The organism is Streptococcus sp. ST14 (genome assembly GCF_046098195.1).
In the GTDB taxonomy this organism is placed as follows: Bacteria; Bacillota; Bacilli; order Lactobacillales; family Streptococcaceae; genus Streptococcus.
Map to the genome: position 1 here is coordinate 1 of NZ_JBJUSF010000036.1, position 15,405 is coordinate 15,405.

15 protein-coding genes and 1 pseudogene are annotated in these 15,405 nt (G+C 41.2%); 14 read left to right on the forward strand and 2 right to left on the reverse strand.

What is annotated here, in order from left to right; genetic code table 11:
- Positions 1–727, forward strand: a pseudogene (locus ACIY19_RS09975) (transposase); the annotation flags it as partial.
- 171 nt (positions 728–898) lie between these two features.
- Here the strand turns inward: ACIY19_RS09975 and guaA are convergent.
- Positions 899–2,461 (reverse strand): glutamine-hydrolyzing GMP synthase, encoded by a 1,563-nt coding sequence (gene guaA / locus ACIY19_RS09980; protein ID WP_000065697.1) that lies wholly within the window; start codon positions 2,459–2,461, stop codon positions 899–901.
- Positions 2,462–2,601: 140 nt separating this feature from the next.
- On the opposite strand from guaA, the gene ACIY19_RS09985 reads away from it, so the two are divergent.
- From ACIY19_RS09985 to ACIY19_RS10035, 11 genes are all read left to right on the forward strand, one after another.
- Positions 2,602–3,300, forward strand: coding sequence for a GntR family transcriptional regulator (locus ACIY19_RS09985; protein ID WP_247929661.1), 699 nt, complete (start codon positions 2,602–2,604; stop codon positions 3,298–3,300).
- A 136-nt stretch (positions 3,301–3,436) separates the two neighbouring features.
- Complete coding sequence (locus ACIY19_RS09990) at positions 3,437–4,723, forward strand: U32 family peptidase (RefSeq protein WP_000169101.1); 1,287 nt, start codon at positions 3,437–3,439, stop codon at positions 4,721–4,723.
- Positions 4,724–4,737: 14 nt separating this feature from the next.
- Positions 4,738–5,049, forward strand: a complete 312-nt coding sequence (locus ACIY19_RS09995; RefSeq protein ID WP_409003326.1) for a CHY zinc finger protein — start codon at positions 4,738–4,740, stop codon at positions 5,047–5,049.
- A gap of 231 nt (positions 5,050–5,280) precedes the next feature.
- Complete coding sequence (locus tag ACIY19_RS10000; protein ID WP_001054556.1) at positions 5,281–5,481, forward strand: F0F1 ATP synthase subunit C; 201 nt, start codon at positions 5,281–5,283, stop codon at positions 5,479–5,481.
- 34 nt (positions 5,482–5,515) lie between these two features.
- Entirely contained in the window at positions 5,516–6,232 is a 717-nt protein-coding gene (gene atpB / locus ACIY19_RS10005; RefSeq protein WP_409003327.1) for a F0F1 ATP synthase subunit A, read from the forward strand.
- A gap of 13 nt (positions 6,233–6,245) precedes the next feature.
- The gene (gene atpF, locus ACIY19_RS10010) at positions 6,246–6,740 is read left to right on the forward strand and encodes a F0F1 ATP synthase subunit B (protein WP_125389374.1); all 495 of its coding nucleotides are present in this window, start codon (positions 6,246–6,248) and stop codon (positions 6,738–6,740) included.
- A complete protein-coding gene (locus ACIY19_RS10015; protein WP_000358982.1) occupies positions 6,740–7,276 on the forward strand; it encodes a F0F1 ATP synthase subunit delta in 537 nt (178 codons plus the stop codon). The genes atpF and ACIY19_RS10015 overlap by 1 nt, the downstream gene beginning before the upstream one ends.
- Before the next feature lie 14 nt (positions 7,277–7,290).
- Positions 7,291–8,796: a F0F1 ATP synthase subunit alpha gene (atpA, locus tag ACIY19_RS10020; RefSeq protein ID WP_000996619.1), complete on the forward strand. Its 1,506-nt coding sequence runs from the start codon at positions 7,291–7,293 to the stop codon at positions 8,794–8,796.
- Positions 8,797–8,811: 15 nt separating this feature from the next.
- Positions 8,812–9,690 (forward strand): F0F1 ATP synthase subunit gamma, encoded by an 879-nt coding sequence (locus ACIY19_RS10025; RefSeq protein ID WP_000301228.1) that lies wholly within the window; start codon positions 8,812–8,814, stop codon positions 9,688–9,690.
- Positions 9,691–9,881: 191 nt separating this feature from the next.
- Complete coding sequence (gene atpD / locus ACIY19_RS10030; RefSeq protein ID WP_000094372.1) at positions 9,882–11,288, forward strand: F0F1 ATP synthase subunit beta; 1,407 nt, start codon at positions 9,882–9,884, stop codon at positions 11,286–11,288.
- Positions 11,289–11,298: 10 nt separating this feature from the next.
- Positions 11,299–11,718: a F0F1 ATP synthase subunit epsilon gene (locus ACIY19_RS10035; RefSeq protein WP_000940836.1), complete on the forward strand. Its 420-nt coding sequence runs from the start codon at positions 11,299–11,301 to the stop codon at positions 11,716–11,718.
- A 32-nt stretch (positions 11,719–11,750) separates the two neighbouring features.
- Here ACIY19_RS10035 and ACIY19_RS10040 read toward each other — a convergent pair whose 3' ends face one another.
- Positions 11,751–12,764: a lactonase family protein gene (locus tag ACIY19_RS10040; RefSeq protein WP_042902335.1), complete on the reverse strand. Its 1,014-nt coding sequence runs from the start codon at positions 12,762–12,764 to the stop codon at positions 11,751–11,753.
- Between the two features lie 144 nt (positions 12,765–12,908).
- On the opposite strand from ACIY19_RS10040, the gene ACIY19_RS10045 reads away from it, so the two are divergent.
- Together ACIY19_RS10045 and ACIY19_RS10050 are read left to right on the forward strand one after the other, a co-directional pair.
- Complete coding sequence (locus tag ACIY19_RS10045; protein ID WP_000400301.1) at positions 12,909–14,075, forward strand: AI-2E family transporter; 1,167 nt, start codon at positions 12,909–12,911, stop codon at positions 14,073–14,075.
- Positions 14,065–15,294 (forward strand): tetratricopeptide repeat protein, encoded by a 1,230-nt coding sequence (locus ACIY19_RS10050; RefSeq protein ID WP_409003328.1) that lies wholly within the window; start codon positions 14,065–14,067, stop codon positions 15,292–15,294. Before ACIY19_RS10045 ends, ACIY19_RS10050 begins: the two co-directional genes overlap by 11 nt.
- The last annotated feature ends 111 nt before the right edge of the window (positions 15,295–15,405 follow it).

The window sequence follows — 15,405 nt, forward strand, 5'->3', positions numbered from 1 at the left end:
TTCTTCGCTACGATAGAGCCGTTCGTTGTCAAGTGAAAATCATTACGATGGATATGTTTAGCCCTTACTATGACTTGGCTAAACAGCTTCGCTTTCAAATTTCTAGGCTCAGGCTGAAACAGTCTCCCAGACTGTTTCACTCCCGAATGCTAAAATCGTTCTAGATCGTTTCCATATTATCCAACATCTCAGCCGTGCCATGAGTCGTTTTCGTGTTCAAATTATGAATCAGTTTGAACGAAAATCTCATGAATACAAGGCTATCAAGCGTTACTGGAAACTCATCCAACAGGATAGTCGTAAACTCAGCGATAAACGTTTTTATCGCCCTACTTTTCGCATGCACTTAACAAATAAAGAAATTCTTGACAAGATTTTAAGCTATTCAGAAGACTTGAAACACCACTATCAGCTCTATCAGCTCTTGCTGTTTCACTTCCAGAATAAGGAACCAGAGAAATTTTTCGGACTTATTGAGGACAATCTTAAGCAGGTTCATCCTATTTTTCAGACTGTCTTTAAAACCTTCCTCAAAGATAAAGAAAAGATTGTCAACGCCCTTCAACTACACTATTCTAATGCCAAACTGGAAGCGACCAATAATCTCATCAAACTTATCAAGCGCAATGCCTTTGGTTTTCGAAACTTTGAAAACTTCAAAAAACGGATTTTTATCGCTCTGAACATCAAAAAAGAAAGGACGAAATTTGTCCTTTCTCGAGCTTAGCTTTTTTTCAACCCACTACAGTTGACAAAGAGCCCTTTTTTGTCCAAATGTAAACCACTTGGAACTATTATTCAATTTATTCTTTTTAGTAAATGTTCCCGTTTTAATCCCAGTTACAGTTTTTAATCCTCTGTAACCGTTGATTTTACAAAGCTTTTAATTTTTTTGCGATTACTCCCACTCAACGGTTGCGGGTGGTTTACTTGTAATATCGTAGACGATACGGTTAACGTGGTCTACTTCGTTTACGATACGTACTGAAATCTTTTGAAGGACTTCCCAAGGAATCTTGGCAAAGTCAGCTGTCATACCATCGATAGAAGTGATCGCACGAATGGCGATGGTGTAGTCGTAAGTACGACCATCACCCATAACACCGACTGAACGAACGCCTGTGTTGACAGTGAAGTATTGCCAAATATCACGATCAAGACCAGCTTTAGCGATTTCTTCACGTAGGATAGCATCAGACTCACGAACAGTTTCTAGTTTTTCCTCAGTGATTTCACCCATGACACGGATAGCGAGTCCTGGTCCTGGGAATGGTTGGCGCCATACGATGTGGTCTGGCATACCAAGCTCTGTACCGAGGGCACGGACTTCGTCTTTATAAAGAGTGTTCAATGGCTCAATCAATTCAAACTGCATATCTTCTGGAAGACCACCAACATTGTGGTGTGATTTGATGGTTTGAGCAGTATCTGTACCAGACTCAATCACGTCAGTGTAAAGCGTTCCCTGAGCAAGGAATTTTACATCTTTTAGCTTACTAGCTTCGTCATCAAAGACATAAACAAACTCGTTTCCGATGATTTTACGTTTTTGCTCAGGATCAGAAACACCTGCAAGTTTATCAAGGAATCGTTTAGCAGCGTCTGCTTTAACGATATTCAAACCAAACTTACCACCAAGCATGTCCATAACTTGGTCAGCCTCTCCCTTACGGAGAAGACCGTGGTCTACAAAGATACAGATCAATTGATCGCCGATTGCTTTCTGGAGAAGAACGCCAACAACAGAAGAGTCAACACCACCTGATAGGCCGAGAAGAACACGCTTGTCACCTACAGTTTCACGGATTTTTTTGATCTGCATATCGATGAAGTTGTCCATTGACCAGTCGCCTTTAGCCTGACAGATGTTAAGGGCAAAGTTGCGAAGGATATCATTCCCGTATACAGAATGGCGAACTTCTGGGTGGAATTGGATACCATAGATGTGCTTGTCAGGGTTTTCAATAGCTGCATAAGGACAGTCAGCAGAAGTTCCAGTACGAACAAAATCAGCTGGAATCTCTGTAACAGCATCGCCATGGCTCATCAAAACAATCTGTTCTTCAGGAGTCCCTTCAAAGAGGGCAGAAGTGGTATGGGTAAGTGGTGATTGGCCATACTCTCGGTTACCAGCATCACCTGCAGGGACAACTTTTCCTCCAAGTTTATGAGTTAAAAGTTGCATACCATAGCATATTCCTAAAATTGGAATGCCAAGTTCAAAAATTTCTGGGTCAATATCAAATGAACCATCTTCGTATACAGAGTTTGGTCCACCAGAGAGGATGATCCCTACAGGGTTAATCGCACGAACCTCTGCGGCTGAGATTTTATGACTTTTTAACTCTGAAAAAACACCGATTTCACGAATACGGCGTGAAATTAGCTGGTTGTATTGGCTACCATAGTCCAGCACGATGATTTTTTCGACATCTTGCAAATCAGTTGAAATGTTGCTCATCTTTTTCCTTTCTCAAAAGAAATATCTTTTTCAATATTCTATCACAAATAGGGGCGAATTACCAACTAAACAAGGCAAAGTTTGACTTTTTCTTAGCAAATACGGTACAATGGAGAAAATAAAGAAAAGAAGTGAGAATCATGTTACCAGCTTATATGAAAATCCACGATCAGATCAAAAAGGATATAGATGAGCATCATTGGAAAATCGGAGAGAGGCTTCCAAGTGAGCGAGATTTAGCGGAACAGTTTCAAGTTAGCCGGATGACATTACGCCAAGCTATCTCTCTCTTGGTTGAGGAAGGAGTTTTGGAGCGTCGTGTAGGAAGTGGGACTTTTGTCTCTAGCACTCGTGTCCAAGAAAAAATGCGGGGAACGACTAGTTTTACGGAGATTGTCAAATCTCAGGGGAAAGTTCCTTCTAGTCAACTCATTTCTTACAGAAGAACCATTCCAAATGAGCAAGAGGTCGCTAAGCTAGGGATTACTCCGACAGAGAATATTATCCGTATGGAACGGGTGCGTTACGCTGACCAAGTTCCACTAGTCTATGAAGTCGCATCCATTCCTGAGAAATTTATTAAGGATTTTAAAAAAGAAGAAATCACCAGTCATTTCTTCCATACCTTGCAGCAACATGGCTACCGGATTGGCAAATCCCAACAGACCATTTATGCGAGATTGGCTAAGGAAAAAATTGCTCACTATCTAGAAGTTGAAAAAGGGCATGCCATTTTAGCCTTGACTCAGGTCTCTTATCTTGAAGATGGGACGGCTTTCGAGTATGTAAAGAGCCAATACGTTGGTGAACGCTTTGAATTTTATCTTGAAAATAACTAGTCTAGAAAGGCTAGTTTTTTGTTTTAGAAAAGATTAGAATTGTCAAAACAATCTGTCTAGGCTTGATTTTATCGCTTATTTACTATAAAATGAGAAGGAAAAACGTCAAACTTTTATATTGCAAATAGGAGAAAAAATGACAAAAACATTAAAACGTCCTGAGGTTTTATCACCTGCAGGGACTTTAGAGAAGCTGAAAGTAGCTGTTCAATATGGTGCGGACGCAGTCTTCATCGGTGGACAGGCCTATGGTCTTCGTAGCCGTGCAGGAAACTTCACCTTTGAACAGATGGAAGAAGGCGTGCAGTTTGCTGCTAAGTACGGTGCCAAGGTTTATGTGGCTGCTAACATGGTTATGCACGAAGGAAACGAAGCTGGTGCTGGAGAATGGTTCCGTAAGTTGCGTGACATTGGGATTGCCGCAGTTATCGTGTCAGATCCAGCCTTGATTATGATTGCAGCAACCGAAGCACCAGGTCTTGAAATCCACCTTTCAACCCAAGCAAGTGCGACCAACTATGAAACTCTAGAGTTCTGGAAAGAACTTGGTCTAACTCGCGTGGTCTTGGCCCGTGAAGTTTCAATGGAAGAATTGGCAGAGATTCGCAAACGTACTGATGTTGAGATTGAGGCCTTTGTCCATGGAGCCATGTGTATTTCTTACTCAGGTCGCTGTACGTTATCAAACCACATGAGTATGCGTGATGCCAACCGTGGGGGCTGTTCTCAGTCTTGTCGTTGGAAATACGATCTTTATGACATGCCCTTTGGTCAAGAACGTAAAAGTCTGAAAGGTGAAATCCCAGAAGAATTTTCGATGTCTGCCGTTGATATGTCTATGATTGACCATATTCCAGATATGATCGAAAACGGTGTAGACAGTCTCAAGATTGAAGGCCGCATGAAGTCAATCCACTATGTTTCAACTGTGACCAACTGTTACAAGGCGGCTGTAGATGCTTATCTTGAAAGTCCTGAGAAATTTGAAGCCATCAAACAGGACTTGGTAGACGAGATGTGGAAGGTTGCTCAACGTGAATTGGCAACAGGTTTCTACTATGGTACACCTACAGAAAACGAACAGTTATTTGGCGCTCGTCGTAAAATCCCTGAGTACAAGTTTGTCGCTGAAGTGGTTGCGTATGATGATGCGACTCAAACGGCAACCATTCGTCAACGGAATGTTATCAATGAAGGCGATCAAGTGGAGTTTTATGGACCAGGTTTCCGTCATTTTGAGACTTATATCGAAGATCTTCATGATGCCAAGGGCAATAAAATCGACCGCGCTCCAAATCCAATGGAACTCTTGACCATTAAGGTCCCACAACCTGTTCAAGCAGGGGACATGGTCCGCGCTCTCAAGGAAGGTCTTATCAATCTCTATAAGGAAGATGGAACCAGCGTTACAGTTCGTGCCTAGAGAAGGAAAAGTGAATGAATCAAGCACAAGGTTTGTTAGTTGATGATGAAGGCAGATGTGTTCATTATCATAGTGAAAAGGACATCGTTTCCCTTCAGTGCTATGAGTGTAAAAAATACTATGCTTGTTATCAGTGCCACAATGCTTTGGAAACGCATTTGTTTTCGCCCTATCCCTTGGCGCTTTCTGAGGATAGACCGATTTTATGTGGGGTTTGTAAGAGGACAATGACTTTCCAAGAATACCAAAAACAGATGGCATGTCCTTACTGCAGTGCTCCATTTAATCCAGGTTGTAAACAACACTATTCCTACTATTTTAAATAAACTGAATCAATCCAAGTTTCAAACTTGGATTTTTCAGTTTGTTTCAGAAAATATAGTAAAATCAAGAAAAACTCGCAATCTATAATGGAAAAACTTTCTATAGAATAGGGTAAAAATAGCAAAAATAGAAATATATTACCTGAAACGCTTTCAACGTAAGTAAAAAGTTGACAAATCAAAATTTTAGGACTAAACTAAGTAAGTAAATTTTAAATAAAAGGAGAATTCATCATGAATTTAACATTTTTCGGTCTTTGTCTTGCCTGTATGGGTGTATCCCTTGCAGAAGGTATGTTGATGAACGGTTTGTTCAAATCAGCTGCTCGCCAACCAGACATCATTCCACAATTGCGTAGCTTAATGATCATGGGGATTGCCTTTATTGAAGGAACGTTCTTGGTTACCCTCGTCTTTTCATTCGTCATCAAATAGACAAATGGAACGCGAAGAAAAGGGAGGATTCTAGATGGAAGAAAGTATCAATCCAACCATCAATATTGGTCCTGTTACCTTTGATTTAACCATGTTAGCCATGACCTTGTTGATTGTGGGAGTTGTTTTTGGCTTTATCTATTGGGCAAGTCGCAATATGACTTTGAAACCCAAAGGAAAGCAAAATGTACTTGAGTATTTCTATGACTTTGTTATTGGATTTACAGAACCTAACATTGGTAAAAGCTACATGAAAGACTACTCGCTCTTTTTCCTTTGTCTATTTCTATTTATGGTACTGGCAAATAACCTCGGTTTGATGGCGAAACTTCAAACTACAGATGGGACAAACCTTTGGACATCGCCAACTGCAAATCTCCAGTTTGACTTGGCTTTGTCATTTGGAATTATCTTGATGACCCATATTGAAGGGATTCGTCGCCGTGGGATTAAAAAATATCTAAAAACCTATATCACACCTGGCTTTATGACTCCCATGAATATCTTAGAAGAGTTTACCAACTTTTTATCACTTGCCTTGCGGGTGTTCGGAAATATCTTTGCTGGAGAAGTGATGGCTAGTTTGCTAATCACTCTATCTCATCAAGCTCTATATTGGTATCCAGTTGCTTTTGGTGCTAACTTGGCTTGGACAGCCTTTTCTGTCTTTATTTCCTGCATCCAAGCCTATGTGTTTACCATGTTGTCTTCTATGTACCTAGGAAATAAGATAAATGATGGAGAAGAGTAGAAAGGAGTAACAGATGCACGTAACAGTAGGTGAATTAATTGGTAACTTTATTTTAATCGCTGGCTCTTTTATCCTTTTGATTGTCTTAGTTAAGAAATATGCGTGGTCAAACCTGACAAGTGTCTTCGAAGAAAGGGCAAATAAAATTGCTGCTGATATTGATGGAGCTGAACAAGCTCGTCAAAAAGCAGAAACTCTTGCCCAAAAACGTGAAGATGAATTGGCTGGTAGTCGCAACGAAGCCAAAACAATCATTGAAAATGCTAAAGAGACTGCCGAGAAGAGTAAAGCTGGTATTCTGGCAGATGCTAAAGTAGAAGCAGGTCGCTTAAAAGAGAAGGCGAATCAAGAAATCGCTCAGAATAAAGCTGAAGCTTTGCAAAGTGTTAAGGGAGAGGTGGCAGATTTGACGATTAGTCTCGCTGGTAAAATCATCTCAAAAAACCTTGACAGTCATGCTCATAAGGAACTCATTGATCAGTATATCGATCAGCTAGGAGAAGCCTAATGGACAAGAAAACAGCAAAGGTAATTGAAAAATACAGCATGCCTTTTGTCCAATTAGTGATTGAAAAAGGAGAAGAGGACCGGATTTTTTCAGACTTGGATCAAATCAAGCAAGTCGCAGAAGAAACGGGCTTACCTTCTTTTTTAGCTCAGGTGGCAGTTGATGAGTCTGATAAGGAAAAAACAGTTGGTTTTTTTCAAGACTCTGTCTCACCTTTAATGCAAAATTTTATTCAGGTTCTGATTTACAATCACAGAGCAAATCTTTTTTATGATATCATTGTTGATTGTTTGAATCGTCTTGAAAGAGAAACCAATCAGTTTATAGTCACGATTTCTTCAGCTCATCCTTTAACAGATGAACAGAAGGAACGTTTGCTTCCCTTGATAGAGAAAAAAATGTCTCTGAAAGTACGGAGTATCAAAGAACAAATTGATGAAGGACTCATTGGTGGTTTTGTCATTTTTGCTAATCACAAGACAATTGATGTGAGTATAAAACAACAACTTCGAGTTGTTAAAGAAAATTTGAAATAGAAAGTGGTGTTCTTTTGGCAATTAACGCACAAGAAATCAGCGCTTTAATTAAGCAACAAATTGAAAATTTCAAACCCAATTTTGATGTGTCTGAAACAGGTGTTGTAACCTATATCGGGGACGGAATTGCGCGTGCTCACGGTCTTGAAAATGCCATGAGTGGAGAGCTGTTGATCTTTGAAAACGGCTCTTATGGGATGGCGCAAAACTTGGAGTCAACTGATGTCGGTATTATCATCCTTGGAGACTTTACAGATATTCGTGAAGGTGATACCATTCGCCGTACAGGTAAAATCATGGAAGTACCTGTGGGGGACAGCCTAATCGGACGTGTTGTCGACCCACTTGGTCGTCCAGTTGATGGTCTTGGTGATATCCATACTGACAAGACTCGTCCAGTGGAAGCGCCAGCTCCTGGCGTTATGCAACGTAAGTCTGTATCAGAACCATTGCAAACAGGTTTGAAAGCTATTGACGCCCTTGTTCCGATTGGTCGTGGTCAACGTGAGTTGATTATTGGTGACCGTCAGACAGGGAAAACAACTATTGCGATTGATACGATCTTGAACCAAAAAGGTCAAGATATGATCTGTATCTACGTAGCAATTGGACAAAAAGAATCAACAGTCCGTACACAAGTAGAAACACTTCGTCAGTACGGTGCCTTGGACTACACAATCGTTGTGACAGCCTCTGCTTCACAACCATCTCCATTGCTCTTCCTAGCTCCTTATGCTGGAGTTGCTATGGCAGAAGAGTTTATGTACCAAGGCAAGCATGTTTTGATCGTATATGATGATCTTTCAAAACAAGCGGTCGCTTATCGTGAGCTTTCCCTCTTGCTTCGTCGTCCACCAGGTCGTGAAGCCTTCCCAGGGGATGTTTTCTACCTCCACAGCCGTTTGCTTGAGCGCTCAGCTAAAGTTTCTGATGAACTTGGTGGTGGATCTATTACAGCTCTACCATTTATCGAGACACAAGCGGGAGATATCTCTGCCTATATCGCAACCAACGTGATCTCTATCACTGACGGACAAATCTTCCTTGGTGATGGTCTCTTCAATGCGGGTATTCGTCCAGCCATTGATGCGGGTTCATCTGTATCCCGTGTAGGTGGTTCGGCACAGATTAAAGCCATGAAGAAAGTTGCTGGTACACTTCGTATCGACCTTGCTTCATACCGTGAGTTGGAAGCCTTCACTAAGTTTGGTTCTGACTTGGATGCAGCAACACAGGCTAAGTTAAATCGTGGACGTCGTACTGTGGAAGTATTGAAACAACCTGTCCATAAACCACTACCTGTTGAGAAACAAGTAACCATTCTCTATGCTTTGACACATGGTTTCTTGGATACGATTCCTGTAGGTGACATTGTTCGTTTTGAGGAAGAGTTCCATACTTTCTTTGATGCTCATTATCCAGAGATTTTGGAAACCATTCGTGAAACAAAAGACTTGCCAGAAGAAGCAGTCTTGGATGCTGCGATTACAGAGTTTCTCAATCAATCCAGCTTCCAATAAGAATAGAGGTGTCAGATGGCAGTATCTCTAAATGATATTAAAACAAAAATCGCCTCAACCAAAAATACGAGTCAAATCACTAATGCCATGCAAATGGTATCGGCTGCCAAGTTAGGTCGCTCTGAAGAAGCAGCGCGCAACTTCCAAGTTTACGCTCAGAAAGTTCGTAAGCTTTTGACGGATATTCTACATGGTAACGGATCTGGTGGTTCAACCAATCCAATGCTCATCAGTCGCCCAGTTAAGAAAACAGGCTATATCGTTATTACTTCAGACCGTGGCTTGGTTGGAGGTTATAATGCTTCCATCCTTAAAGCTGTGATGGAGTTAAAAGAAGAATACCATCCAGATGGTAAAGATTTTGAGATAATCTGTATCGGTGGTATGGGAGCTGATTTCTTTAAGGCTCGTGGTATTCAGCCAATCTATGAACTACGTGGCTTGGCGGATCAACCTAGTTTTGATGAAGTTCGTAAAATTATTTCAAAAACGATTGAGATGTACCAAAACGAACTTTTTGATGAATTGTACGTCTGCTACAACCATCATGTCAATACTCTCACAAGTCAAATGCGTGTGGAACAAATGCTTCCGATTGTTGACTTGGATCCAAATGAAGCGGATGAAGAGTATAGCTTGACCTTTGAGTTGGAAACGAGCCGTGATGAGATTCTAGAGCAGTTGTTGCCACAGTATGCCGAAAGTATGATTTACGGGGCTATTATCGATGCCAAGACAGCTGAAAATGCTGCAGGTATGACCGCCATGCAAACGGCGACTGATAATGCCAAGAAGGTCATCAATGATTTGACAATCCAGTATAACCGTGCTAGACAGGCGGCGATTACACAAGAAATTACAGAAATCGTAGCGGGGGCTAGTGCCTTAGAATAGGATTTAGTCCAGCTCGTATGAAAATGAACTTATACTCAATGAAAATCAAAGAGCAAACTAGGAAGCTAGCCGCAGGCTGTACTTGAGTACGGTAAGGTGATGCTGACGTGGTTTGAATTTGATTTTCGAAGAGTATTAGGACCTAGTTGAACTAGGAACCGACAGTATCTTATATAGAATAGGAGAAGGAGATGAGTTCAGGTAAAATTGCTCAGGTTATCGGACCCGTTGTAGACGTTTTGTTTGCAGCAGGGGAAACACTTCCTGAGATTAATAATGCACTTGTCGTCTACAAAAATGACGAAAGAAAAACAAAAATCGTCCTTGAAGTAGCCTTGGAGTTGGGTGATGGTATGGTTCGTACGATCGCCATGGAATCAACAGATGGTTTGACTCGTGGAATGGAAGTTTTGGACACAGGTCGTCCAATCTCAGTTCCAGTAGGTAAAGAAACTTTGGGACGTGTCTTCAATGTTTTGGGAGATACCATTGACTTGGATGCTCCTTTCGCTGAAGACGCTGAGCGTCAGCCAATTCATAAGAAAGCTCCAACTTTTGATGAATTGTCTACCTCATCTGAAATCTTGGAAACAGGGATCAAGGTTATCGACCTTCTTGCCCCTTACTTAAAAGGTGGTAAAGTTGGACTCTTTGGTGGTGCCGGAGTTGGTAAAACCGTCTTGATCCAAGAATTGATTCACAACATTGCCCAAGAACACGGTGGTATTTCAGTATTTACCGGTGTTGGGGAACGTACTCGTGAGGGGAACGACCTTTACTGGGAAATGAAAGAATCAGGCGTTATCGAGAAAACAGCCATGGTATTTGGTCAGATGAATGAACCACCTGGAGCACGTATGCGTGTTGCCCTTACTGGTTTGACAATTGCCGAATACTTCCGTGATGTAGAAGGCCAAGATGTGCTTCTCTTTATCGACAATATCTTCCGTTTCACTCAAGCTGGTTCAGAAGTATCTGCCCTTTTGGGTCGTATGCCTTCAGCCGTTGGTTACCAGCCAACACTTGCTACTGAAATGGGTCAATTGCAAGAGCGTATCACGTCAACTAAGAAGGGTTCTGTAACCTCTATCCAAGCCATCTATGTGCCTGCGGATGACTATACTGACCCGGCGCCAGCAACAGCTTTCGCTCACTTGGATTCAACTACAAACTTGGAACGTAAGTTGGTACAGTTGGGTATTTACCCAGCCGTTGACCCTCTAGCTTCAAGCTCTCGTGCCTTGGCACCTGAGATTGTTGGTGAGGAGCACTATGCAGTTGCTGCTGAGGTTAAACGTGTCCTTCAACGTTACCATGAATTGCAAGATATCATTGCTATCCTTGGTATGGATGAACTCTCTGATGAAGAAAAGACCTTGGTTGCTCGTGCCCGTCGTATCCAGTTCTTCTTGTCTCAAAACTTTAACGTTGCAGAACAATTTACTGGTCAACCTGGTTCTTATGTGCCAGTAGCGGAAACAGTTCGTGGCTTTAAGGAAATCCTTGAAGGAAAACATGACCAGCTACCAGAAGATGCCTTCCGTGGTGTCGGTTCAATCGAAGACGTCATTGCTAAGGCAGAGAAAATGGGATTTTAAGAGGTGATCTATGGCTCATTTAACTGTCCAGATCGTGACACCAGATGGCCTCGTCTATGATCACCATGCCAGCTTTGTATCGGTACGAACTCTGGATGGTGAGATGGGGATCTTGCCACGACATGAAAATATGATTGCGGTTCTTGCGGTTGATGAAGTGAAGGTAAAACGTATCGATGATGATACTCATGTGAACTGGATTGCAGTGAACGGAGGAATTATCGAGATTGCTAATGATATCATTACCATTGTAGCAGACTCAGCAGAGCGTGCTCGTGATATCGATATCAGTCGTGCAGAACGCGCGAAACTTCGAGCTGAACGAGAAATCGAAGAAGCCCATGACAAGCATTTGATTGACCAAGAACGTCGTGCAAAAATCGCATTGCAACGTGCTATCAACCGTATCAATGTCGGAAATAGACTATAAAAAAATGAACTTGAAACTCAAGTTCATTTTTTTTAATGTGGAAAGTTGATGCAGACTCCTTCAGGGACATGGAAGTCGTTAGAAAGCTCAGCAAGACGACCACTTTTAGGATTGCGCTTAAAGACGGTTGCGTTATCAGAATCTTGATGAACAGCGATGAGAAACTCTTGATCAGGAGTTAGGTCGAAATCACGTGGATTTTTACCATGGCTTGGTACAATCTCTAATAATTCCAAGCTACCATCAGCGAGGATTGTATAGACTGCAATGGAATCATGACCTCGGTTGGATGCATAGAGGTATTTGCCATCTTTCGAAAGACGAATGGCAGCAGTAGCATTAAAGCCTTCGTATCCATCTGGTATGGTTGAAATAACTTGCATGCGTTCAAATTCACCAACTCCATCATAAATCAAGACCTCTATCGTGCTATTAAGTTCGCAGATGAGATAGGCAATCTTATAGTGATGGTGGAAAACGATGTGGCGAGCACCTGCTCCAGCTTGGCTGTGATAAGTGTAGAGTTTACTTAGTTTTCCTTCTGAACTAACATCGTAGGTCGTTACTTCATCCGTACCTAGATCACAGGTGACGAGGTACTGGTCAGGTGTTAGATCCGTAAAGTGTACATGTGGGGAAGTTTGGTTTTCATGAGGACCTTGTCCACTATGCTGATCTAGATCTGTTTGGATGAGGCTACCATCCGTTTGACGTTTATAAACGAGAACTTGACCTTTATGATAGTTGGCCCCATAAACGAGACCACGCTTTTCATCCACTGCCACATAACAATGGGGAGCGCCTTCTTCAACCACATGATTTAGCAAAGCGCCATCTGTCTTGTAAGCAGCGATTCCACCTAAGCCATCCTGGCTCCCTACAGTGTATAAGTGTTGCTGTTGGTCAAAGGCAAGGTAGGTCGGACTTGGTTCAGCAGCAAAGAGTTCAAGATTTGCAAGCTGGCCTGTTTCTGTATCAAAATCTGCCTTGTAAATCCCTTTAGATAAGCGACGAGTGTAAGTTCCAAAATAAACAGTTTCTTTCATGTCCATACCTCTTAATAATGATAAGTTCATTATACCACAAAATGGCAGTCATGAAGCATCAGATTCATCCATGTAAGCACTTTAAAAAAGAGTTATTTTAGTCTAAAAATGGTATAATGAGAGAATGACAGAAAGGATGTATTTATGGAACATAAAGAGAAACATTTTAGCCTATCTTGGTTCTTCAAGTGGTTTTTAGATAATAAAGCTATTACTGTATTCTTAGTGACCTTGTTACTGGGCTTGAATCTTTTCATTCTAAGTAAGATTAGTTTTATCTTTTTACCGGTTTTGGATTTTCTAGGAGTTGTCATGTTGCCAGTTATTTTATCTGGTTTACTTTATTACCTCCTCAATCCGATTGTTGACTGGATGGAGAAACACAAGATCAATCGTGTACTTGCCATCAGTATTGTATTTGTCATCATTGGACTTTTTATCATTTGGGGTCTGGCAGTCGCAATTCCAAATCTCCAACGCCAAGTCTTAACTTTTGCGAAAAATGTACCGACATACCTCGAAGATGCTGACCGTGTCATCAATGATCTTGTAACCAAACGTTTGCCAGATGATTTTAGACCACAGTTGGAGCAGGTTCTTTCCAATGTTTCTAGTGAAGCTACCCTGTGGGCCAGCAAAATCTCTTCTCAAGCCGTTAACTGGGTCAGCGCCTTTATCAGTAGTGTTTCCCAGGTCATTGTAGCGGTTATTATCGTACCATTCATGCTCTTTTATCTTTTGAGAGATGGGAAAGGCTTGCGAGATTACCTAACTAAATTCATCCCAAACAAGTTAAAAGAACCTGTTGGACAAGTTTTGTCAGATGTCAATAAACAGTTGTCAAACTACGTTAGAGGACAGGTTACTGTTGCTATTATCGTGGCAATTATGTTTATTATCTTCTTTAAGATTATTGGTCTCAGATATGCTGTGACCCTGGGGATTACGGCTGGTATCCTCAATCTAGTACCTTATCTAGGTAGTTTTCTAGCGATGTTGCCTGCTTTAGTTTTGGGCTTAATAGCGGGACCTGTGATGCTTTTGAAAGTGATTATTGTCTTTATTGTTGAACAAACGATTGAAGGTCGCTTCGTTTCTCCACTTATTTTAGGTAGTCAGCTAAACATCCATCCGATCAATGTTCTCTTTGTTCTCCTAACTTCTGGTTCTATGTTTGGTATTTGGGGAGTTTTGCTGGGAATTCCTGTCTATGCTTCTGCTAAGGTCGTTATCTCAGCTATCTTTAACTGGTATAAAAAAGTCAGCGGTCTGTATGAAGAAGAAGGGGAGGAAATCAAGAGTGAACAATAGTCAACGCATGCTCCAGGCTTTGGATGAACAGGATTTAACCAAAGCAGATCATTATTTTCACAAAGCCCTCGAAACAGATTCAAGTGAAGTTCTTTACGAACTAGCAAGCTATTTAGAGGGAATTGGCTTTTATCCTCAAGCTAAAGAAATTTACCAAAAAATCGTTACAGAATTTTCAGAAGTGAATCTGAATTTAGCAAGTATTGCTAGTGAGGATGGCAATGTTGAGGAAGCCTTTGCTTACCTTGAGGAAATCACACCCGAAAGTGACTGGTACGTGTCGGCTTTGGCCTTGAAGGCTGACCTCTATCAGTTGGAAGGATTGACAGATGTAGCGCGTGAAAAGTTACTGAAAGCCTTAAATTACTCAGATGATGTCTTATTAGTTCTTGGTTTGGCTGAGTTGGATAGTGAGTTAGGAAATTATCAGGAAGCTATTCAGGGTTATGCTCAATTAGACAATCGCTCCATCTATGAACAAACGGGTGTCTCAACCTATCAGCGAATTGGCTACGCTTATGCTCAGTTAGGTAAGTTTGAAGCTGCAACTGAATTCTTAGAAAAAGCCTTAGAACTAGAATACGATGACCAAACTGCCTTTGAACTGGCTAGCCTTTACTTTGACCAAGAAGAGTATCAAAAATCTGTTCTTTACTTTAAGCAAATTGATACGATTTCACCTGATTTTGAAGGATATGAATATGGTTATAGTCAAGCCTTGCACAAGGAACATCAGGTGGAAGAGGCCCTTCGTATCGTTAAACAAGGTTTGGAGAAAAATCCATTTGAAACTCGGCTCTTACTAGCTGCTTCTCAGTTTTCGTATGAATTACATGATCCTAGTAGTGCTGAGCAGTTTCTCCTTACTGCTAAAGAAGATGCAGAGGATACAGAAGAAATATTCCTTCGCCTTGCAACCATTTATATGGAACAAGAGCGGTTTGAGGACATTATCGCTCTCCAAAGTCAAGAACCTGAAAATCTCTTGACCAAGTGGATGATTGCCCGTTCTTACCAGGAAATCGAGGATTTAGATAAGGCTTATGAGTTCTATCAAGAATTGTCATCTGACCTCAAGGACAATCCAGAGTTTCTGGAGCAATATACTTATCTCTTGCGTGAATTGGGTTATTATGAAAATGCCAAAGTACAAGCCGAAGCATATTTAAAACTGATTCCAGATGATGTTCAGATGCAAGAACTCTTAGAAACACTTTAAAAGTTATCTCTCTAAAAAAACGTATCCGTCAATTTGAACTGCACCCCAAAAGTTAGACAGAAAAAATCTAACTTTTGGGGTGTTTTTATTATGAAATTAACTTATGATGAT